This window comes from uncultured Flavobacterium sp., assembly GCF_963975515.1.
Taxonomy (GTDB): Bacteria; Bacteroidota; Bacteroidia; order Flavobacteriales; family Flavobacteriaceae; genus Flavobacterium.
Map to the genome: position 1 here is coordinate 178,076 of NZ_CAXBGY010000002.1, position 21,838 is coordinate 199,913.

Annotated in this window: 15 protein-coding genes and 1 pseudogene; 6 read left to right on the forward strand and 10 right to left on the reverse strand. The window is 30.3% G+C overall.

The genetic code is table 11. The annotated features are described in order from the left end of the window. Positions 1-55: 55 nt before the first annotated feature. Positions 56-502, forward strand: coding sequence for a DUF1573 domain-containing protein (locus tag AAC008_RS03230; RefSeq protein ID WP_339887385.1), 447 nt, complete (start codon positions 56-58; stop codon positions 500-502). Positions 503-961: 459 nt separating this feature from the next. Here the strand turns inward: AAC008_RS03230 and AAC008_RS03235 are convergent. Continuing rightward, a pseudogene (locus tag AAC008_RS03235) lies at positions 962-1,651 on the reverse strand (efflux RND transporter permease subunit); the annotation flags it as partial. Between the two features lie 70 nt (positions 1,652-1,721). Here AAC008_RS03235 and AAC008_RS03240 point away from each other — a divergent pair. Continuing rightward, positions 1,722-2,477, forward strand: a complete 756-nt coding sequence (locus tag AAC008_RS03240) for a TlpA disulfide reductase family protein (RefSeq protein WP_339887386.1) — start codon at positions 1,722-1,724, stop codon at positions 2,475-2,477. Positions 2,478-2,609: 132 nt separating this feature from the next. Here AAC008_RS03240 and AAC008_RS03245 read toward each other — a convergent pair whose 3' ends face one another. The 4 genes from AAC008_RS03245 to AAC008_RS03260 all read right to left on the reverse strand — a co-directional run bounded on the left by AAC008_RS03245 (position 2,610) and on the right by AAC008_RS03260 (position 8,865). After that, on the reverse strand, positions 2,610-5,780 hold the full coding sequence (locus tag AAC008_RS03245; RefSeq protein ID WP_339887388.1) for an efflux RND transporter permease subunit: 3,171 nt from the start codon (positions 5,778-5,780) through the stop codon (positions 2,610-2,612). A gap of 67 nt (positions 5,781-5,847) precedes the next feature. Further along, a complete protein-coding gene (locus AAC008_RS03250) occupies positions 5,848-6,909 on the reverse strand; it encodes an efflux RND transporter periplasmic adaptor subunit (RefSeq protein ID WP_339887390.1) in 1,062 nt (353 codons plus the stop codon). 7 nt (positions 6,910-6,916) lie between these two features. Then, positions 6,917-8,257: a TolC family protein gene (locus AAC008_RS03255; RefSeq protein WP_339887391.1), complete on the reverse strand. Its 1,341-nt coding sequence runs from the start codon at positions 8,255-8,257 to the stop codon at positions 6,917-6,919. Then, a complete protein-coding gene (locus tag AAC008_RS03260) occupies positions 8,257-8,865 on the reverse strand; it encodes a TetR/AcrR family transcriptional regulator (protein WP_339887392.1) in 609 nt (202 codons plus the stop codon). The genes AAC008_RS03255 and AAC008_RS03260 overlap by 1 nt, the downstream gene beginning before the upstream one ends. A gap of 235 nt (positions 8,866-9,100) precedes the next feature. Here AAC008_RS03260 and AAC008_RS03265 point away from each other — a divergent pair, with 235 nt between their 5' ends. Together AAC008_RS03265 and AAC008_RS03270 are read left to right on the forward strand one after the other, a co-directional pair. Further along, positions 9,101-10,075, forward strand: coding sequence for a polyprenyl synthetase family protein (locus AAC008_RS03265; protein WP_339887394.1), 975 nt, complete (start codon positions 9,101-9,103; stop codon positions 10,073-10,075). Positions 10,076-10,081: 6 nt separating this feature from the next. After that, positions 10,082-10,432 (forward strand): hypothetical protein, encoded by a 351-nt coding sequence (locus AAC008_RS03270; protein ID WP_339887395.1) that lies wholly within the window; start codon positions 10,082-10,084, stop codon positions 10,430-10,432. Here the strand turns inward: AAC008_RS03270 and AAC008_RS03275 are convergent. Beyond that, the gene (locus AAC008_RS03275) at positions 10,429-11,148 is read right to left on the reverse strand and encodes a hypothetical protein (RefSeq protein ID WP_339887396.1); all 720 of its coding nucleotides are present in this window, start codon (positions 11,146-11,148) and stop codon (positions 10,429-10,431) included. The genes AAC008_RS03270 and AAC008_RS03275 overlap by 4 nt on opposite strands. 3 nt (positions 11,149-11,151) lie before the next feature. Beyond that, positions 11,152-11,673: a hypothetical protein gene (locus tag AAC008_RS03280; RefSeq protein ID WP_339887397.1), complete on the reverse strand. Its 522-nt coding sequence runs from the start codon at positions 11,671-11,673 to the stop codon at positions 11,152-11,154. Between the two features lie 166 nt (positions 11,674-11,839). Between AAC008_RS03280 and AAC008_RS03285 the strand changes: the two genes are divergently transcribed. Together AAC008_RS03285 and odhB are read left to right on the forward strand one after the other, a co-directional pair. Then, positions 11,840-14,611 carry a 2-oxoglutarate dehydrogenase E1 component gene (locus AAC008_RS03285; RefSeq protein ID WP_339887398.1) on the forward strand — a complete coding sequence of 924 codons (2,772 nt, stop codon included), beginning with the start codon at positions 11,840-11,842 and terminating at the stop codon, positions 14,609-14,611. 60 nt (positions 14,612-14,671) lie between these two features. Further along, positions 14,672-15,898: a 2-oxoglutarate dehydrogenase complex dihydrolipoyllysine-residue succinyltransferase gene (odhB, locus tag AAC008_RS03290; RefSeq protein ID WP_339887399.1), complete on the forward strand. Its 1,227-nt coding sequence runs from the start codon at positions 14,672-14,674 to the stop codon at positions 15,896-15,898. A gap of 100 nt (positions 15,899-15,998) precedes the next feature. Here the strand turns inward: odhB and AAC008_RS03295 are convergent, their stop codons facing one another. The 3 genes from AAC008_RS03295 to AAC008_RS03305 all read right to left on the reverse strand — a co-directional run bounded on the left by AAC008_RS03295 (position 15,999) and on the right by AAC008_RS03305 (position 21,826). Then, on the reverse strand, positions 15,999-18,773 hold the full coding sequence (locus tag AAC008_RS03295; protein ID WP_339887400.1) for a T9SS type A sorting domain-containing protein: 2,775 nt from the start codon (positions 18,771-18,773) through the stop codon (positions 15,999-16,001). A 64-nt stretch (positions 18,774-18,837) separates the two neighbouring features. Then, positions 18,838-19,275 carry a retropepsin-like aspartic protease gene (locus AAC008_RS03300; RefSeq protein ID WP_339887401.1) on the reverse strand — a complete coding sequence of 146 codons (438 nt, stop codon included), beginning with the start codon at positions 19,273-19,275 and terminating at the stop codon, positions 18,838-18,840. Beyond that, a complete protein-coding gene (locus AAC008_RS03305) occupies positions 19,244-21,826 on the reverse strand; it encodes a CHAT domain-containing protein (protein ID WP_339887403.1) in 2,583 nt (860 codons plus the stop codon). The genes AAC008_RS03300 and AAC008_RS03305 overlap by 32 nt, the downstream gene beginning before the upstream one ends. Positions 21,827-21,838 lie beyond the last annotated feature (12 nt).

Below are 21,838 nucleotides of genomic sequence, written 5' to 3' on the forward strand. Positions count from 1 at the left end.
AATATATTTAGTTTTGTAAAGGTAAAATAAAAACAAATTATTAAAACATATAATTATGAAAACAATTAAATTAACAATAGTAGCTTTATTCATCTCTGCTTTATCTTTTGCTCAAAGTCCAGAAATAAAATCTACAAATGTTGTTACAAAACAAGCTGCATCTGATCTTAAATGGGAAAATGACATACATGATTTTGGTACATTATCTCAAGGTAAACCAGCAACGTATGAGTTTACTTTCACAAATACTACAAAAGAAACAATCTTAATTACAAATGTAAGACCTTCTTGTGGTTGTACTGCTGCTAATTACACTAAAACTCCAATTAAACCAGGGGAAAAAGGAATGGTTGCTGCAACATATAATGCATCTGCTGCTGGAGCTTTCACAAAATCAATAACAGTTACTACTAGTGATTCTCAATTACCAAAATCATTAACTATTAAAGGTAAAGTTGACGCTGCACCTGCTGTAGAAGAAATTAAAGCAGTTTTAAACTAAAAATACAACACTTTTTATTATTCATCTTTTAAAAGGAAAAAACCATCAGTGAAAACTGGTGGTTTTTTGTTATATATAATTTCCAAACAGACATCTTAATAGAAAAACAAAATGAATGAGCAATATAAAGGAAACTAATTAAGGTTTTCAATACCTTTTAATTAGAAGCTGTTTAAGAATTGAAACCAAAATAAATTTCTGAAACAAGAACAACATTTACTAAGAATTGTTAATCTTTAATTGGAAAATAAAGAGTTTGAATAAAGTTACTTAAAGATAAATTAATACTGATTGTATCAAATTATAGTATAAATAAAGCAGAAGTTTTTAATTTAATAGAACTTTGCAACATGAAAGATGTTACTATAGAATTTATGTCGCTAAAACAACAAATTGATGTAATAAAAAAACTCCTTAGAAGTTAATCTAAGGAGTTTTTCATTATTAATTTATACTTAATTAACCGCCTATTTCTTCAATAGTTTTAGTGTGATTTTTTCTATTTTTGATTCTGTTTTTAACTCTATTAACTAAATAGAATAAAACAGGAACAACAATTAAAGTCAAGAACGTAGCGAAGATTAATCCGTAGATTACCGTCCATGCTAATGGTCCCCAGAAAATAACGTTATCACCACCTACATAGATATGTGGATTACCCGTTTCAAATAAACTAAAGAAATCAACATTAAATCCTGTAGCTAAAGGTATTAATCCTAAAACCGTTGTTATTGCTGTCAATAATACGGGTCTTAAACGAGCTTTACCACCTTTTACAATAGCTTCAAACACATGTTCATTACTTAAAAGTTCTTTCTTGTCAACCCCTAATTCTTCTCTTTTTCTAGCAATTAATAAATCGGTATAATCAAGTAGTACTACACCATTATTTACTACAATTCCGGCTAACGAAATAATTCCCATCATGGTCATCATAATTACGAATGGTTTCCCAGTAATCATTAGTCCTAAAAACACTCCAATGAAACTCAAAAATACGGCTACCATAATAATAGCAGGTCTTGAAACCGAGTTGAATTGGAAAATTAAGATTAAGAAAATCAAGAATAAACCTGTGAATAAAGCTCCCATTAAGAAAGTCATTTGTTTTCCTTGTTCTTCTAATTGTCCTGTGTAATCAAATTTAACTGTTTTTGAAGCTGCTTTTGAAACAGCAGATGGAATTCATCAATTCACAGATGGAGTTGAATCATCTTTAATGTATTTAAAAAATGGTGATAACTTATCGATGACTATGAACACTAAGGAGTTTGACGAAACAATTGTTTATAAAGGACAAGGAGCAGAAGAAAATAATTTTATGGTTCAAAAAGCATTAAAAGATGAACAATTTGAATTAATTGCTTTTGACAAAGAAACTGAAGAATTTAATAAAATGTTTGAAGCTAAAAAGACAGCTGATTTTGAATCTTTAGAAAAAGGAAAATTAGATGAGACTTTTAAAGCTACAGTTAAGAAAATGATGACGCAACAATTTTCTGGAATGCAAAGAATGTATACAGAGAATTTATTGATAAAGAAACTTAACGGCAATCCATCTCCTTCTTTTGCTTATGAAAATCATAAAGGAGGCGTTACTAAGTTAGAAGAATTTAAAGGAAAATACGTTTATATTGATGTTTGGGCAACTTGGTGTGCTCCTTGTAGAGCTGAAATACCATTCTTAAAAAAGATAGAAGAAAAATATCATGGTAAAAATATTGAGTTTGTAAGCATTTCTATTGACACTAAAAAAGATTATGATAAATGGAAAAAATTTGTAACCGATAAAAATTTAGGTGGTGTTCAATTATTTGCGGATAATGATTGGAATTCGCAATTTGTTAAGGATTTTGGCATAAGCGGAATACCAAGATTTATTTTAATTGATCCAAAAGGAAATGTTTTAAATGCAAACGCAGATAGACCTTCTTCTGAAGAATTAGATAAAGTATTAAGTGAATTAGTGAAATAGAATTATAAGGATTTTAATTAAGCCAACAGTTTGTTCTGTTGGTTTTTTATGGTCATTTTGTCTTGTTCTTAAAATAGCTATACAGATTATTAAACAAAAGCGCCTCTTTAAATTAGAGGCGCTTTTTATTATTTATGTATGTTTGGCAGTAAAACCGTCTTCGCTTAATTCTTTATGATCATAATCTTCAATCATCATTTCGGCATAGTCAGTTTCTATCTTTCCTTTACGCAATCTATTTTTAATACTGTCAAATATTGAGTATACAACAGGAACGATAACTAAGGTTAAGAATAAAGAAGAGACTAATCCTCCAATAATTACCCAAGCTAAACCGTTGTTCATTTCTGCTGCTCCACCCGATGCTAATGCAATAGGTAACATACCAAATACCATCGCAATGGTTGTCATTAAAATAGGACGAAGACGTGCGTGATTGGCTTGTATCAAAGCATTACGAGTGGTTTCTCCGGCTTCTTTTCGGTGGTTGGCAAAGTCGACCAATAAAATCGCATTCTTACACACCAGACCAATCAACATAATAATTCCCAAGATGGTAAATACGTTCAAAGAGTTGTTTGTTAAGGCTAAGGCCAATAAAGCTCCGATAAACGAAAGTGGAATAGAAAATAATACAACGAACGGTGTTGCAAAACTGTTATAAAGCGCTACCATTACCAAGTAAACCAAGATAATTGCCGCTAACAAAGCAAATCCTAATGTTCCAAAACCTTCTGATTGGTTTTCCATATCACCTCCCCAAATGTAGTTTACTCCAGCAGGACGTTCTAATTTAGAGAATTCGGCTTCCCATTCGCTGGCAATTGTACCAGACGGACGACCAACAGCTTGTGATTCTATGCTTACTGCTGGTGATTTATCACGTCTTTCTAATAAACTTGGACCAGAACTTTGCGTCACATTTGCAAATTGAGACAATTTTACTTGTTGTCCTGCATTATTAATGAAAATCAATTCACTTACATCGGTAAAGTTAGAACGGTTGAATTCGTCGTAACGGATGTTGATATCATATTCATATTCTCCAGAACGGAATTTACCATCGGTGTTTCCGTTGAAAGCCGTTTGCATTGTCATTCCAACTGTACTTAAATCCAGTCCTAAAGCAGACATTTTATCACGATCTACCTGAACGTTTATCTCAGGATTTCCATCTTCTGAGGTCAATTTCATTTCGGTTGCTCCAGGAATTTTACGAAGTAATACGATTGCTTTTTCAGCGAAAGCCATAGCGTCTTTTTGAGAAGCCCCTGTAACTGTAAGTAATATAGGTGCTTGATCAGCTCCAAACAGTCCTACTGGAACGGTTTTTATTTTTGCACCAACTATTTCTTTCTCTAATTCACGTTTTACTTTTGCAGCATAAATAAACGTATTGTCTTCTCGCTCCGATTTGTCATTTAAGGTAACTTTAATTTCTGATTTATAAAGTGTAGTTTGAGAACCTCCAAAACCATCACTGGTTTGTCCTACAGTAGTAATTAGACCTGTTACTTCTTTTTTGTTGGCTAAAAATTTCTCTACTTTTTGAACAGCAAAATTAGATTGTTCGATTGAGGCATCTTTTGGTAATTCTACTTGAATCATAAATTCGCCTTTGTCGATTTTAGCAAAGAATTCTCCACCAACAAAACCTCCGACAACTAATCCGATTGATCCGAAAAATAAAACCAATACAATAAATAATGTAGTTAGTTTATGAACAAGTGACCATTCTAAAATTCCAGTTACCCAATGGATGAATTTATCCAAACCTCTTTCGAAAGAAAGTATGATTCTTCCAAAAAATGTTTTGTTTGTAATGTGTTCTAGTTTTCCATAACGAGAAAATAACCAAGGTACAATTGTAAATGAAGCTAATAATGAGAGTAAAGTTGCAATAACAACCGTCATACAAAATTGGGTAATGATGTTAGAAACCAAACCAGTACTCATTGCAATTGGTAAGAATACCACAACAATTACTAAGGTAATGGCAGTTACGGTAAAACCAATTTCAGAAGCTCCATCATAAGCAGCACGGGCTTTATTTTTACCCATTTCCATGTGTCGGTGAATGTTTTCCAAAACCACAATCGCATCATCCACAAGAATACCTACCACAAGTGATAATCCCAGTAAACTCATTAAATTTAGCGTGTAACCTAATAAACTGATTCCGATAAAAGTAGCAATTAAAGATGCCGGAATCGAAACCATTACGATTAATGCATTTCTAAAACTATGTAAAAAGAACAACATTACGAAAGCCACCAAGAAAATCGCAATAAATAAATCTTTCATTACTGAGTTTGCGGCTACTAATGTAAATCCAGTTGTATCATCAGCAATGTTTAGTTTTACGTTGCTTGATTTATAATCTGTTTCAATTTGAGCTACTGCTTTTTGGATTTCCTCACTCACAGCAACTGCATTGGCATCGGATTGTTTAATGACTTGCAAAAGAATAGCATTTGTTTGATTAACACGAGCAATCTTTTCCACTTCTTTTTGTGAATCTTGAACGTCTGCAATATCTCCTAAACGCACTTGTATTCCGTTCTTAGTTGAAATAACCAAATCACGAAGCTCTTGAACGTTCTTGAATTTTCCTGACAAACGAATTAGAGTACTGTTTTCTCTTGTTTTGATTTTTCCTGTTGGGAAATCAAGATTCGAAGATAAAATCATTTGTTGTGCTTGAGGAACAGAAATCCCGTATCCTTGTAATTTTTTAGCATCTAAACTAATTTGAATTTCTCTTTCTTCTCCACCAACTAAATTAACTTGCGCTACACCACTTACACGAGAAAGCACAGGTTGTATTTTTTTGTCGAGTAAATCATAAAACGCTACTTGATCCATGCTTGAAGTAGCTCCAATGGTAATAATCGGTAAATCACTGATTGAGAATTTAACCAAAGATGGTGGATCTACATCTTCTGGTAAATCTTTCAAAATGGCATTGATTTTACGTTGAGCATCGTTCAACGAATAATCTGCATCTGCATCAGCGGTAAGCGTTACCATTACCAATGACAAACTTTCGTAGGATTTAGATTCTACTTTTTTTACGTTTTCTAATGATGCAATCGCATCTTCTATTTTTTTAGACACCGTATTTTCTACCTCCGATGGAGAAGCTCCTGGATAAACTGTAGATATTGTTACTACATTTACCTCAAATTTAGGAACCAATTCATAACCCAATTGGGTATAACTAAATATACCTCCTAAGGTTAGTATGATAAATAAGACTGCGATTATCGTAGGTCTTTTTATGGATATTTCTGCTAATTTCATTTATTTTTAAATTAAAGTTTAGGGTATAAAATGTAAATATTTTTGATTTACAATTCAAAAAAATTCACTATTTTGTGTCCACTTTTGCACCATCTATAAGATTGATTTGTCCACTGACAACTACAACATCACCATCGTTCAATCCTTCAAGAACTTCTACTTTTTCCCCGAAAATTTTTCCTGAAACAATTTTAGTAAGTTTAGCAGTCCCATCTTTTATAACAAATACTTGGTTGTTGCTTACACTTCCTACAAAAGCATTTCGTGGTACAATTCTAATAGGTGTTTTTTGTGTAGAATTGGTTTCAAAATTTGCCGTTCCGTACATCCCAGCTTTCAAATCGTTGTTGGCATTGTTTGTAATTTCAATTTCAATTGGAAAATTCAAAGATTCATCAGCCATTGGAGCAATAAATGTAATTTTTCCTGAAAACTCTTTATCTGGATAAACACTCGCTTTTACTTTTATAGTTGAACCAACTTTTAAAGAAGCCACTTGATTTTCATTAACAGCTACTTTTAGTTTTAATTTAGAAACATTAACTAAATCAAATAATTGTGTTCCAGGAGCTACTACAGAACCTGGTTCGATGTATTTTTTATTTACAATTCCATTGATTGTTGCTCTTATTGTAGCGTCTCCAAAGTTGATGTTAGCTTGATCTAAAGCAGCTTTTGCATTAGACAACGCTAGTTTTGCTTGATCCACTTGCTGTTTTGTTACACCACCTGTTTTGAAAGCGTTTTCAAAACGTTGGCTGTCTGCCAATGCATTTTGGTAATTTGCTTTTGCACTTTGTACATCAACAGAAATTTTATCGGCTTTGATAACAGCTAAAGTTTGTCCTATTTTTACAACACTTCCTTCTTTTACCAAAACTTTGGTTACTCTTCCAGAATTTTCAGCAGAAAAGCTAAGTTCTTGCAAAGGAGCGAAAATTCCGTTTGCAATAAAATCTGTCGATACAATTTCACTTTTAATAGTATCTGATTTTACCGAAATCGAGGTATTTTTCTCTGCTACAACTGCCGTTTCAGCTTCGTTTTTCTTTTTATTATTTGTCAATACATAACCAATTATTCCTAATGTGGCAGCGATTACTACGATTGTTATTATAATTTTTTTCATTTTAATATTAATTGTTGATTAATGTGTTTAGTTCTCCTTTTGATTTTATTAATTGAATTTCTGCTAATTTGTATTCTAAAATTGCATTTGTGTAATTATTTTGCGCATCAACTAGTGCGTTTTCAGCATCTAATAAATCGGTTAATGAAGCCAAACCTTGCGTATAATTATTGTTTGTATTGTTTAAAACTTCTTGTGCTAATTGTACATTTTCTTTTTGATTGTTTATAGTTATTAAACTATTTTCAATTTGTTTTTTAGCATTTTCAAAACCTAAATCTAACGATAGTTTTGTTTCCTCAATATCTACCTTTAGGTTTTCAATAGCGTTGTTTGCTTGTCTGACTTTTGCTCTTGTTCCAAAACCAGTAAATATGGGAACTTTTAGGTTTAAACCAATCGAAGCAAAATCCGACCAATAAACACCATCTGCTGGTTTTGCAAAAAGAGGCATTTCTGGACCTTGGCCAATGTAGTTATAATTTCCAGTAAAGGACAAAGTTGGATAGTATTGAGCTTGTATTGATTTTTTTTGAAATTCTAATAATTGTTCTTGTTTTTTTAATAGTAAATATTCATTTCTATCAGTTGAACTATTTTTAATTGTTAAGTCTTGTGGAATTACTTCAAATTCTGTTTTTGGAATACTAATTTTGTTTTCTATAGGCATTCCAATGTAGAATTTTAAGGCATTTTCCTGAAGAGTAATGGCGTTTAAAATCTGTTGACGTAGCGAATTTATGTTGTTTACACGAACAGTTATTCTATCTAAATCAATTTTTTTTGCCAAACCATTTTCAAATTGTCCTTGTATAATGTTTTTTACTTTGTTAGTGTTTACAAGATTGTTGTCAGTTACTGTTAATTTTTGTTGCTGTACATATACTTGATAATAAGCATTGGCAACTCGTTCAATAACTTGTTCTTCTGTTAGTTCTTCGTTTATTTGATAGAATTCTCTAGTAGATTTGGCAGCTTTCAAACCAGTAAAGACTGATTGGTCAAATAAAGATTGAGTAAGTGAAATACCTGCCGTAGATGTCCATTTTTGACCAAGAGGTGCTAAAATTGTTGTGCCAGGAGTTCCAAAAAAGTCTCCAGGCAAAGCATTTAGTTGTAATATTGGGTTATAAGTCACGTTACCATTAGCTGATATTTGAGGTAAAGCTCTTGAGCGAATTTCTTGAATTTGATATTCACTATTTTTGATGTTTAATTTAGCTTTTTTGGAATCTGCTTTATTATCTAATGCAAATTTTATAGCTTCCTTTAAAGTTAGTTCTTTAACTTCCTGAGCATTTGTGGCTATACTAAAAGTAAGCAGTGTTAATAAAATTATTTTTTTCATTATTTATTTAATTGGGTTTTTATTATTGTTTCTAAATATTCTATTCCTTTTTGGGTGCAAATTCCTCTTAAATGATATTCTAAGTAGCAAGATTGTACTGTTTTTGAACTATATTTATTTGGATTAAAAAGTTCTACATCTTTTAAGCTTGTCATTCCTGCAAAGTAAAATCTACTTATTAATTCTTTATGAATTTCTTTTCTAAATAATCCCAGTTGAATACCTTTTTCTAAATTATCGGTTACACAAGTCCCCATTTTGTCAAATTGCTTCATCATTAATGACTTATGAAGCTTTGGGTAATATTTTTGTAATTGATGAATTGGGGAAGTGTTTTCGTCTTTTAGGTTTTGCATTACAAAATCTTTAATCGCAAAAAGTTCTTCTATAGGATTTTTATTGGCTAAAATAATTTCGTCTATTCCACAAGATATTTTTTCGAATAAATTAATGGTAACAGTTTTAACTAAACTATCTTTATTAGAGAAGTGTTGATAAATTGTTTTTTTCGAAATACCCATTTCAGAAGCAATATCATCCATAGTTACACTCTTAAATCCAAGTGTAAGAAACATTTCGGTTGCTTTATTTAAAATTTGATCTTTCATCTTATGCCGAACTTGTTTCGGTATCTTTTGTGTTTAACTCAACTTCTAATACAAATTTAGGTTTCTAAATTCGGGTGCAAACTTACAAAGGAAACTTTAAATACCAAAAAAGTTTCCAAAGTTTTTAACAAAATTTAACATTTAGGAAACATTCCAATTATTGATTCCTTCATTAGGTGAATATTAGCTATAAATATTTTACTTTTGTGAAGTTTTATAATCCTAAATCAAAAAGATGCATTCCATTTCAGAATATCAAGAAGTTATTTCTTCACATTTTAATTCATTAGTAGTTTCAAAAGAGCCTAAAAATTTATATGAGCCTATTCAATATATTTTGAGTTTAGGTGGGAAACGAATGCGTCCCGTTTTAACATTAATGACTGCAGAAATTTTTGATTGTGATTATAAAAAAGCCTTACAAGCTGCAACAGCTGTTGAGGTTTTTCATAATTTTTCATTAATTCATGATGACATTATGGACGATGCACCTTTAAGAAGAGGGAAAGTAACCGTTCATGAAAAATGGAATATCAATACAGGAATTCTTTCTGGTGATGCAATGTTGATTTTGGCCTACCAATATTTTGAAGAATATGAACCAAACGTTTTTAGAGATTTAGCTAAATTATTTAGCAAAACAGCTTTGGAGGTTTGTGAAGGACAGCAATATGATGTGGATTTTGAAACTCGTGATGATGTTACAATTCCAGAATATCTAAAAATGATTGAATATAAAACTGCCGTTTTAGTCGGTGCAGCAATGAAAATGGGAGCAATTGTAGCTGAAACTTCTCAAGAAAATACTGATTTAATTTATGATTTTGGATTGAATTTAGGAATTGCTTTTCAGTTACAAGATGATTATCTGGATGCTTTTGGAAATCCGGAGACTTTTGGGAAACAAATTGGAGGTGATATTATTGAAAATAAAAAAACATTTTTATATCTAAAAGCTTTGGAATTTGGAGAGAAGGAAGATAATGAACAATTGATGCATTTGTTTTCTGTTCAGCCAAAAGATAATTCTGATAAAATTGAAACAGTAAAAACTGTTTTTAACGAATCTGGAGCAAGTAAAGCTACTCAAGAAGCAATAAAAGAATATACTTTAAAAGCGTTTGAAACTTTAGAAAAAATGAAAATTTCAGAAGAGAAAAAACAAATCCTATATGTTTTTGGAGAGAAATTAATGAATCGTAACGTTTAGATTTCTATGTTTGAATTTCCCAAAAATATTGATTCTCTAATTTCTCAAGCAGAAGAGGAACATTTATATTTTAAATTAATCGAACAAACCAATAAAGATTTTGCTTTGGCTAATGAATCTATAGATATTCCGCTGGATGTTTTTCCATTACATTTTAAAGAAAGAGTACACGAAAAAATACTGAAATTAATCCAATTCAAATTTGCAGAATATTTAAATCTACTATATATTATAGATGTTTCTGAATCTGAAATCAAAAAATTAGATGGTTCAGATTTAATACAATTAGCGGAACAAGTCACATTTCTAATCTTAAAAAGAGAGTGGCAAAAAGTATGGTTTAGGAATAAGTATTAGGGTAAAATTAAAGGTCCAATTTTATACATCCAAATATAGAATCCAAGAGAACCGCCAATTAATCCACTCAAAATAAATGTATATCTATGCTTTATTGGGGTTAACTTAAAAACAACAAAGAAACATATAAATAAGCCAATTAAACCAAGTATAACATCGATTGTACCAATTGGTAAATTAAGGTATTTAGCAATTTCAGTTTCATCACCTCTTCCAAAAAGTGTTCCATTTCCTCTAAAAAATCTTTTTAAAACTGAAAATACTGGATTGAAAATTTGTCTTAACCAAAAAAGGGATAAAAAAACTAGAAACCAGTCAATTTTCGTAAAGTGGCTAGTAGAAAGTCTATTTCTTTTATATAAAAGAAAAAAACCAATTAAACCAGTAATTATAGTTTGAAATGGCCCGCCAATTCTAATTAAAAAACTATCTTTTTGTTGTTTATTTACTAATGTATAAAACTCTAATTTTTCTGTAAAATCTTTTTTATTTTGAATAGCATATTTGTTTCTTTCAAATAGTTCAATAATTGTATCATTAATATTTGAGTTATATTTTTGATAACTCATACTACCATAATGGAGTTTAGTTTCATAACCCAAACTTTTTGCAACTAAAAGATGACCATATTCATGTAAAATTGTTCCAATTATTGTAAATAAAAAAAAAGCTACTGAAAAGATAATAAAGTTCTTTAATGAAAAAACAAGCTTCATGATTTAAAAATAAATCCTAATAAAAGGCATAAAAGCAGTCGTGTAAATGTTATTATTATCATTATGTAAAACGTTATAACGAACACCTATTGTGGCATTATTTGTTCTATAACCAGCGCCTAAAAACAAGGCAGTATTCCAATAATTATCATTAATAAAGCTAGGATTGTTAAAATCAGTATTTACTCTTAATTCTTCTAATTCAGCCGACAATTGAATTTCTTGTATAGGATTTACAAGTCCAATAATACTTCCACCATACAAATGACTTGTATAAAAATCTTTTTGATTGATATAGCTATATTGAAGTCCAGCACCTAAAGCTACTTTTTCATTAAAGTTATAAATTGCACTTGGTGAAACTGAAATATTAGTTGAATTGTTTCCAAAAGCCAATCCAAGTCCACCACCAAATTGCACTCTACTCCAAAATTCACTTTTTTGATTAGAATCTTGAGAAAATCCCAATGTAAAAATAATTAAAGTGATTAAAGTAAAAATAGTTTTTTGATTGTAATTTTTCATTTTTTTCATTTTTTATAGTTTATAACATTAAATACATTGTTATATTAAATTGTTACCCTATATTTCTAAATATTTCATAAAAGTATTCAAAAATAAGTAAAATATATTTGCAATTATTGTACTTTTGTCTAATTATTTAACCAAAAATGTCTTTTAAGACCACAATATGGATAGGTTTTCCTTTTTAAACGCTGCACATACGGCTTTCTTTGCCGATTTATACGAACAATATTTAGAAAATCCTGACGGTGTTGAACCAAGTTGGAGAAGTTTTTTCCAAGGATTTGACTTTGCGCAAGCAAACTATGGTACTGAAAATATAGCTCAACAAATCACTAATGGAGATTTTTCATGTGATCATGTTGCCGAAAAAACACAAAAAGAATTTAATGTCCTTCGCTTAATTGATGGGTACAGAACTCGTGGTCATTTGTTTACAAAAACAAATCCAGTTAGAGATAGAAGAACATACACACCAACTTTAGCGTTAGAAAATTTTGAATTATCAGATGCTGATTTAACTACGGTGTTTGATGCTGCTAAGATTATTAACATGCCAGCTAGTACCTTGGCTGATATTTTAAAACATTTAGAAAAAGTATACTGCCAATCAATTGGTGTTGAGTATATGTACATTCGTGAGCCTAAAAAACTGACTTGGGTAAAAAATAGATTAGATTTAAATGACAATCAACCTAATTTTACTCCAGATCAAAAGAAAAATATCTTAGGAAAATTAAATGAAGCAGTTTCTTTTGAAACGTTTTTACATGCTAAATATGTTGGTCAAAAACGTTTTTCATTAGAAGGATGTGAGTCTGCTATTCCAGCATTAGATGCGCTTGTTGAAGCTGCAGCTGAAAGAGGTGTTGAACAATTTGTAATGGGAATGGCTCATAGAGGTCGTTTAAATGTTTTAGCTAATATTTTCGGAAAAAATACACAAAATATATTCTCTGAATTTGACGGAAAAGACTACGATGAAGATAACACTTTTGATGGTGACGTTAAATATCACTTAGGCTTAACTTCAGAAAGAAGTACAAGTTCAGGAAAAAAAATAAACTTAAACTTAGCGCCAAATCCTTCACACCTTGAAACAGTAGGTGCAGTTATCGAAGGAATCACAAGAGCTAAACAAGATAGATTATATCCAAATGATGTTTCTAAAGTATTGCCAATTGCCGTTCATGGTGATGCTGCAATAGCTGGACAAGGAATTGTTTATGAAATCATTCAAATGGCTAATTTAGATGGTTTTAAAACAGGAGGAACTATTCACCTTGTAATAAACAATCAAGTTGGATTTACAACCAATTATTTAGACGCTCGTTCGTCTACATATTGTACAGATATTGCAAAAGTAACTTTGTCACCAGTTCTTCACGTTAATGCTGATGATCCTGAAGCTGTAGTTCATGCAATGTTATTTGCTTTAGATTATAGAATGGAATTTGGTTCTGATGTATTTATTGATTTATTAGGATACAGAAAGTACGGTCATAATGAGGGTGATGAACCTAAATTTACGCAACCAATTTTGTATAAAGCTATTGCAAAACATCAAAACTCAAGAGACATTTATGCTGAAAAATTAAGACAAGAAGGTATTATTGATGCTGGATATGTTAAAGAATTAGAAGTAAAATATAAAGCAAAATTAGACGAAAACTTAGAAGAATCTCGTAAGAAAGATTTAACTGTTATCACTCCTTTCATGCAAAATGAATGGACAGGATTTGAGCAAGTTTCGGATGATGGAATGCTTAAAAAATATGACACAACTTTTGATAAAACTAAATTAACTGCGATTGCAAAAACAATTTCAGAATTACCAGAAGACAAAAAATTCATTAGCAAAATCAAGAAAATTATCAACGATAGAAAGAATATGTATTTCGAGTCGGATAATTTAGACTGGGCAATGGGTGAATTATTAGCTTATGGTTCTTTAGTTACAGAAGGTTTTGATGTTAGAATTACTGGACAAGATGTTGAAAGAGGAACATTCTCTCATCGTCATGCTATAGTTAAAGTTGAAGAGTCAGAAGAAGAAGTAGTTTTAATTGATAAAATAAAAGATAAGAAAGGAAACTTTTACATCTACAATTCACACCTTTCAGAATATGGTGTAGTGGGTTATGAATATGGATATGCATTGGCTTCACCAAACACCTTAACGATTTGGGAAGCACAATTTGGAGATTTCTCTAACGGTGCACAAATTATGATTGACCAATATATTTCTGCTGGTGAAGACAAATGGAACAACCAAAACGGATTAGTATTCTTATTACCTCATGGTTATGAAAACCAAGGAGCAGAACACTCATCAGCTCGTATGGAACGTTTTTTACAAATGTGTGCAAAACATAATATGTATATTGCAGATTGTACGACTCCAGCGAATTTCTTCCACTTGTTGAGAAGACAAATGAAAACTAATTTCCGTAAACCATTAATTGTGTTTACACCAAAAAGTTTATTACGTCATCCATTAGCAGTTTCAAAAGCTGATGAAATGGCAAATGGACAATTCCAAGAAATACTAGATGATCCAAATGTTGCCGACAAAAAAGCAATTAAGACTTTAGTATTATGTACAGGAAAAGTATATTACGACATTATTGCACAAAGAGAAGAGTTAGGTAGAAATGATGTAGCTGTTGTTCGTTTAGAGCAGTTGTTCCCATTAGCAATGGATCAGATAAAAGAAATTATTGCAAGTTATCCTAATGTTGATGACTATGTTTGGGCTCAAGAAGAACCTAAAAATATGGGAGCTTACAGTTTTATGTTAATGAATTTTGACTTGGTTAAACTTCGTTTAGCATCACCAAAAGCTTACAGTGCACCAGCAGCAGGAAGTTACGAACGTTCTAAAAAGCGTCAAAAAAATGCTATTGCCATGATTTTTGATAAAACATTATTTCAATAAAATAACAACACAAATACAACCCTTAGTTATTTTAAGGGTAAACTTTTAAACTAAAAGAAAATGATTTTAGAAATGAAAGTCCCATCACCGGGAGAATCAATTACAGAAGTAGAAATTGCAACTTGGTTAGTACAAGATGGCGATTACGTAGAAAAAGATCAAGCTATTGCTGAGGTTGACTCAGATAAAGCCACCTTAGAATTACCTGCAGAAGAAAGTGGAATTATTACACTAAAAGCTGAAGAAGGTGATGCAGTAGCTGTTGGAGCAGTTGTATGTTTAATTGATACAAGTGCAGCAAAACCTGAAGGTGATGCACCAGCTAAAACTGAAGCTAAAACAGAAACAAAAGTTGAAGAGAAAAAACCAGAAGCGCCTAAAGCAGCTCCAGTTGCTGAAAAAACGTATGCTTCTCAAACTCCTTCTCCAGCAGCAAGAAAAATTTTAGACGAAAAAAACATTCAACCTTCTGATATCGTTGGAACAGGAAAAGATGGAAGAATCACTAAAGATGATGCAGTAAATGCAGTACCTTCAATGGGAACTCCAACTGGTGGATCTCGTGGTTCTGAAAGATCTAAATTATCAATGTTACGTAGAAAAGTGGCTGAACGTTTAGTTGCTGCTAAAAACGAAACAGCTATGTTAACGACTTTTAACGAAGTTAACATGACGCCAATTAATACTATTAGAAATCAATATAAAGACGAATTCAAAGCTAAGCACAATGGTGTTGGTTTAGGATATATGTCATTTTTTACAAAAGCAGTCACAAGAGCTTTACAATTATATCCAGATGTAAATTCAATGATGGATGGTGATTATAAAATTGCTTATGACTTTGTAGATATTTCAATTGCTGTTTCTGGACCAAAAGGACTTATGGTTCCTGTGGTTAGAAATGCGGAAAACTTAACCTTTAGAGGTGTTGAAGCTGAAATTAAAAGATTAGCGTTAAGAGCTCGTGATGGGCAAATTACTGTTGATGATATGACTGGTGGAACATTTACTATTACAAATGGTGGTGTTTTTGGAAGTATGTTATCTACACCAATTATCAATCCACCACAATCTGGAATTTTAGGAATGCACAATATTATTGAGCGTCCAATTGCAGTGGATGGTAAAGTTGAAATTCATCCAATGATGTATGTAGCTTTATCTTATGATCACAGAATTATTGATGGTCGTGAATCTGTTGGTTTCTTAGTTGCTGTTAAAGAAGCATTAGAAAACCCAATGGAGTTATTATTAGACAATAATCCTAAGAAAGCTTTAGAATTATAATATAAGTTTGTCATTCTGAAGTCGATTCAGAATCTAAAATATAAATCCCAAATTTCAATAAAGAATTTTGGGATTTTTTTGTTTCACATGAATTAAGTAATTACTCTTTAATAACCTTAACCGTTTTAATTTGATTGTTTGACAATATTTTTACAAAATAAATTCCGTTTGAAAGAGAAGATAAATCAATTTCACTTGAAAGAGCATTTATGTTTTTTGTCATTACTTTTTGACCTAAAACTGAAGTAATTTCAACCGAATCAATTATCGATTTATTAGCAATAGTTATGTTGTTTTTTGTTGGATTTGGATAAAACGTAAAATCTTCGAAAGCAAAAACCTCATTACTTAAAGTTGTAACGAATTCAGTATCCCAAGTATTTGTGACAATAGCTGGATTAAAATCAAAATAAATATTTGCTGTATTTGGTATGACATCACCAACAGCATAACCAGGTTTTGGTTTTACTTCAAAAACAATATAACTTTTTCCGGTTTCTGTATTAGGAATTGAAGGCTGTAATTGAATATCATCAAATGTCCAACTTAAATTAGAACCAATTCTTTGTAACGTACTTGCATGACTAGAACCAATCATTCTAATTGAAGTTTCATCTAATTTAGTATCTAAAACATCATCAACTTTTACAGTAATTGCATTAGCAGTTCCTGTGTTTTCAAAACGAATAGTATAAGTTAAATAATCGTTTGATGTAAATGTAGAATGCACAATTTCTTCACCATGAACTTCAGTAATGTCATTTGGATCATAAGAACCTACGATTGGTCTTGAATTTGTTGCAGAATTATTATTAGGGACTACATCTGTAGGAGTAATTGAAGCAGAACAAGAAACCAATTGCCCAAGAGAAACGGTTGGAATTGTTGGAACTTGAGAAATTATAATTATTGAACGAGTTTCTCCGGGTAATAAATTAACAAAGTCATAAGTGAATCCTGTTGGAGTTGCAACAGTACCAGATTGAGATATAGAACTAATTGATAAAGCACTATCTTTTGTATAAGTTATTGTTCCGGAAGGAATCACTTGATTACCATGATTATTATAATAAATTGAACTATGTTGTGTAAAACCAGGAATAGGTGTATTTTGACTTATTGTTACGCTAATATCAATATAAGGAATTACTGTTACAGGAAAATATAAAATTGTTTCACCAGAACCCGTTGCTATTGAAATATTACTGTATGTTGTTGAGCAAGAATCATAATTTGAATTAATTGGAGTATAATTCAAATTATAAATATTTGCAGGGTTTAAATCATAAACATAAGCCAAACTGCCATATTGATTTATAATAGGGTTAGTGTTTTTTTGAATGCCAAAAAAACCATTTGAGATATCTAATTCACCTGTATCTTGAACACCATTGTTATTGTAATCGTAGAATGCAATTAATTTTAAATTATCATAATTTACTGCTCCATTTGTAACTAATAAAGTTATATTAGCCACATTACAATTACTTGGATTTGCTGCCTCACATATCATATAAGTGATAGTATATGTTCCCGCTAGAGTATTTGGAACTACATTTACATTACCAGTGTTAATATCTAATATAATATTAGGATGAGTAGCTGGAGTTAATACATATAATGAAACATCTGCAATAGTTACCGGATTTCCATCTAAAGTATCATTACTTAAGAAGTTTATAAAATTTGTAGCACCAATTGTTCCATTTATAGATGCGAAAGAATCATCATCATTAGCAACAATCATAAGGTTAGATGTAGAAGCAACAGTAATAATTACATTTGCTGTTTCGCAGTTTGTTGGATTTGCAATTTCACAAATAGTATAAGTAGCAGTGTATATTCCGGGTAGGGTATTAGGCAATACATTTACTAATCCAGTATTTGAATCCAAAATCACACCACCATATTGAGAATTTTGAAAAGGAGTGCTATATGTTATAGTTACATTACTAGGGTTTGCCACAACACCATTGACAGTATCATTATTTAAAATATTTAAAATATTTATTACCCCATTAGCTCCATTTACTGGGTTTGAAGTATCATTTACAGCATCAATACTGTTATTTGTAGAATTAACTATTTTAATAGTAATTTCTGCAGTATCACAATTTATTGGGTTAGCAAGCTCACAAATTGTGTAATAAATAATATAATCACCAACAGGTACTCCAGCAGGAATTATAATAACACCAGGATTAGAATAAAAAGTAATTCCATTTAGTAGGAAAGAATTAATAGTTGCTATAACATCATTTGGATTCACAGGAATTCCACCTAAAGTATCATTATCCAATATTTGAATTGTGTTACTAACTTGATTATCCAAAGGACCAAATGGGTCATTAACAGCATCAATGAAATTACAAAAAGTTCCGTAATTATTATAATTGGAACTATATACATCAACTAAATTGCCATTCTCAATTGTGTTTGGCATATCATAGTTGTTGATTAAAGTAGGATCACTGCCATTGTTAAAAAGTCTAATTCCATTTTCACATCCGTAATTTGATGAAAATGAAAAGAGTAGGATTTCTTGATTTATGTATAAATTAGTTAAACTTCCACTGTTTTCAAAAATATAATACTCTGTTCCATTGTAATTTATAGTATTGGAATTAGTCCAAGTTCCAGCATTGCTTGAAATTATATTTTGCATTTGTGAACCTGAAGTTGGTTTTACAACTGTTATTTGAGATGGTCCCCATGTAAAGTTACTTTGAGTAAATCCAGGATTAGCATAAACCTCATATTCATTGTTTCCAGTATTATGTTTTATTGTAAGATCAATATCTTGAGCTATTGATTTTGAACCAATCAAAAACAGAGTAAGTGTAAATAAAATCGATAAAATATATAGTTTCTTCATTTTCATAAGTTTATAAAATTAAATGTAAGAAATTATTTGTTTTTAAAAAATAAATTAGAGTTTTTTATTTCAAATACAAATAACAATTCGCATAATCTATAATCGCTTTTCCTTCTAATAGAATATCAGCACCAATAATTCCGTTTACGGGTTTGGTTTTAAAACTCACTAAAGCTTCATTAACATGACTCATATCAAAAACTACTAAATTCAAGGTTTCAGATTTCCATCTTCCCATTTGTAATTTGTTCTTTTTTGATAATTGTGTAATCATTCCAGTTGCACCAGCACCAGCAGCTTTGGTTTCAGAATTTTCAGCTAATAATTCAAATTTAATAATTTCATCAAAACCCACACAACTATTACTTGCGCCAGTATCTAAAATGAATGTTCCTTTAATGTCATTTATTTTGGCAGTAACCAATAAATGTTGTGTTTTTAAAACCTTAAACTTTATTTTTTTGTATTTTTTACCTTTTAAAAAATCTTGAATTTCTTCCATAAATCAAAAGTAAAATAATAATTAGAATTCCTCCAAAAAGCCAGTAATAAAAATAACTTTTTTCTTCTGAATCAACAGCACCAAAATACACAAACGAACTCCAATAATAAGGAGATTTTTTAGCATTTGAAATATCTATGTCTTCTAAATAATCCATTTTTGAAAGATAATTGGATTCAAAAAATGAATTGGTTTTCGCAAATGAAGTATAAAAATTTGTCATTAATTGAGCAGCTGCATAATCGTTGATTTTCCACAGACTAAACAAAATATTTTCGGCTCCAGCATATTGAAAAGCTCTTGCAATACTCATAGCACCTTCTCCTTTTTGAAGTTTTCCAATTCCAGTTTCGCATGCACTTAAAACTACAAGTTGTGGATGGCAATTTTCTAAAGCATATAGTTCGTTAATCAGCATTAATTCATCATAAAAAACTAAGGTTGCGGGTTCATTAAATGTACCACTTGTTCCGTGTGTTGATAAATGTAGAATGCTATAATTGCTGCTATTTTTCAAAAAATTAGCTTTTGTCGCACTTTCATTCATAAACAGTTTTGCCTTGAAAGGAAGTAAAGCTTTTGCTTCTTCTTTAGAATACAATAATTCTGCATTAGTATTTTCAAAAATTGGAAAAAAACCAAGAATAGTGTTTTGTTTTTCTTTCAGAATATTTTCAATATAAAAAGTTGCATTGGTTTGATAAGCCAATTTGTTTTGAAACACCAAAAACGGAATTTTACTATAGTTTTTAGAAGTCGTTTTTTGAGTTACCAAAGCATCAAAGGAAACAAAATTCAATAACCCATCAGGAATAATAATCGTGTTTTTATCTTTTTGTAAAGTTGAAAGTTTTAGATTTTCATACAATTGAAAACTCGTTTTAGAAAATAAACTTATATCATTATTTATCACAGAAGCATCATCAAAAAAGTGAATGAAATTCTTTAAAGTTGAAGCAAAACTTTCATCAATTTTAATTTGATTCCAAGTTAATTTTTTATCAACTATTTGAAATTCGTAAATTGATTCATTTCCCCAAAAGAAATATACAAATTGCGTTTTATCATTCTCGATTTTTTTAAATAAATCAGAAAGTTTAAATGGGTTTTTTATATCATTCTTGAACTGCTTCTGAATTTTTTCGTTTTGACTTTTCAATTCCATACTAATAGAAGCTAATTTGGAATTTATAGTTTCAATTTCGTTTGGATTATCTCCAGTGATTTGCAAACGAATTAGCTTATTAATCAAAGTTTCTTGTTGAGAAGTCAGTTGGCTTTGAGTGATTAAATCTTTGTTTTTTGGATGTAACTCTAATAAAGTCTTTAGGTTTGATTTATCTTTTAAAACTACATTTTTACTTTTTTCGGCAAACAAAAAGGCTTTTTCAATCCAAGCATTATCTTTGGTTTTTTGATATTCACTCCAAAAGATTTGTAAACATTTTTCGGTTCGTTTTCTATCATCAAATTGTTGAATAATTAAAGATTCTTGCGAAACGATGTTGCCTTTTAGCAAATCGCTTACATAAAAACTCAGATTATAATAGTCAATTTTCTTTTGTGAATTTGTTTCTATTTCAGCCATTTCATCAAAAATAGATAAGAAAGTATTTTCCGCATACAAACTACTTTTTTCAGGCAAAAGCATCTTTTTCTCTAAAGGCAACAGAATTTGTAATGCTTTTGAAAGTATGATTTTAGATTTCTTATCTTCTTTTAAAAAACGATAAATAGAAGCTTCATCAACATGCATTTTGGCAACTTCTCTTGCTGTGAAATTATTGGTTTTAAAAAAGACAGTTTTCGCTTTTTCAAAATAAGAAATAGCTTCTTTACTATTATTGTTTTGAAGAGCCAAAAATGATTTTGATTTCCAACTTTGATAATCGTTTAAATAAGAGTTTTGAAGTAATTGATTTGCATTTTCAAACTTTTTTAAACCGATATAATTTACAGCTAATTCTTCTTTTATTCTTTTGTTTTGAAGCGAAGAAATAGCTTTGTTTTTAGCAACTTTTTGAAGTAAATCAATCGCATTTTGATAACTACCAATACTTTTATAAACTATGGATAAATTAATGTAACCAGAAATAATTGTAGTTTGATTCTTTTCTTTTTCGGCAATGAAAATATACTTTTTTATGATGTTTTCTGCCAAAGTAAAATTACCTGATTTAGTATATAAAGTTCCTAAAGGTTTTAAGCAAAATTCAACAATATCATAATTAGAAAGTTTGTTTATATCATATAATTTCCAGCCTTTTTCATAAGAAGTTATAGCATTTTTTTCTAGGTTGTTTTTCATTTCAAACGAACCTTTATTGCAATATAAAATCACTAATGCTAATTGTTCATCATAGGATTTTACTTTGATAGAAAACTCTTTTTCTTTTCCATTTAGAATCACTAAAGAATTTTTATTTGGATTTGCAACGAATGTATCTACAGCATCATAGATTTGGTCTTCTAAAGTTTGTGAAAAACTAATAGAAGTAAAAAAGAATAAAAAGAATAAAATTTTAAGTTTTGTTAGTTTTTTGAACCACATAGGCACATAGAA

What these genes read in the sequence shown, in the direction of transcription:
- AAC008_RS03280 (WP_339887397.1), bottom strand. Translation starts at nt 11,673, where the DNA reads ATGAAAAATTACAATCAAAAAACTATTTTTACTTTAATCACTTTAATT.
- AAC008_RS03265 (WP_339887394.1), top strand. Translation starts at nt 9,101, where the DNA reads ATGCATTCCATTTCAGAATATCAAGAAGTTATTTCTTCACATTTTAAT.
- AAC008_RS03255 (WP_339887391.1), bottom strand. Translation starts at nt 8,257, where the DNA reads ATGAAAAAAATAATTTTATTAACACTGCTTACTTTTAGTATAGCCACA.
- AAC008_RS03270 (WP_339887395.1), top strand. Translation starts at nt 10,082, where the DNA reads ATGTTTGAATTTCCCAAAAATATTGATTCTCTAATTTCTCAAGCAGAA.
- odhB (WP_339887399.1), top strand. Translation starts at nt 14,672, where the DNA reads ATGATTTTAGAAATGAAAGTCCCATCACCGGGAGAATCAATTACAGAA.
- AAC008_RS03230 (WP_339887385.1), top strand. Translation starts at nt 56, where the DNA reads ATGAAAACAATTAAATTAACAATAGTAGCTTTATTCATCTCTGCTTTA.
- AAC008_RS03245 (WP_339887388.1), bottom strand. Translation starts at nt 5,780, where the DNA reads ATGAAATTAGCAGAAATATCCATAAAAAGACCTACGATAATCGCAGTC.
- AAC008_RS03300 (WP_339887401.1), bottom strand. Translation starts at nt 19,275, where the DNA reads ATGGAAGAAATTCAAGATTTTTTAAAAGGTAAAAAATACAAAAAAATA.
- AAC008_RS03285 (WP_339887398.1), top strand. Translation starts at nt 11,840, where the DNA reads ATGGATAGGTTTTCCTTTTTAAACGCTGCACATACGGCTTTCTTTGCC.
- AAC008_RS03250 (WP_339887390.1), bottom strand. Translation starts at nt 6,909, where the DNA reads ATGAAAAAAATTATAATAACAATCGTAGTAATCGCTGCCACATTAGGA.
- AAC008_RS03260 (WP_339887392.1), bottom strand. Translation starts at nt 8,865, where the DNA reads ATGAAAGATCAAATTTTAAATAAAGCAACCGAAATGTTTCTTACACTT.
- AAC008_RS03295 (WP_339887400.1), bottom strand. Translation starts at nt 18,773, where the DNA reads ATGAAGAAACTATATATTTTATCGATTTTATTTACACTTACTCTGTTT.
- AAC008_RS03275 (WP_339887396.1), bottom strand. Translation starts at nt 11,148, where the DNA reads ATGAAGCTTGTTTTTTCATTAAAGAACTTTATTATCTTTTCAGTAGCT.
- AAC008_RS03305 (WP_339887403.1), bottom strand. Translation starts at nt 21,826, where the DNA reads ATGTGGTTCAAAAAACTAACAAAACTTAAAATTTTATTCTTTTTATTC.
- AAC008_RS03240 (WP_339887386.1), top strand. Translation starts at nt 1,722, where the DNA reads ATGTATTTAAAAAATGGTGATAACTTATCGATGACTATGAACACTAAG.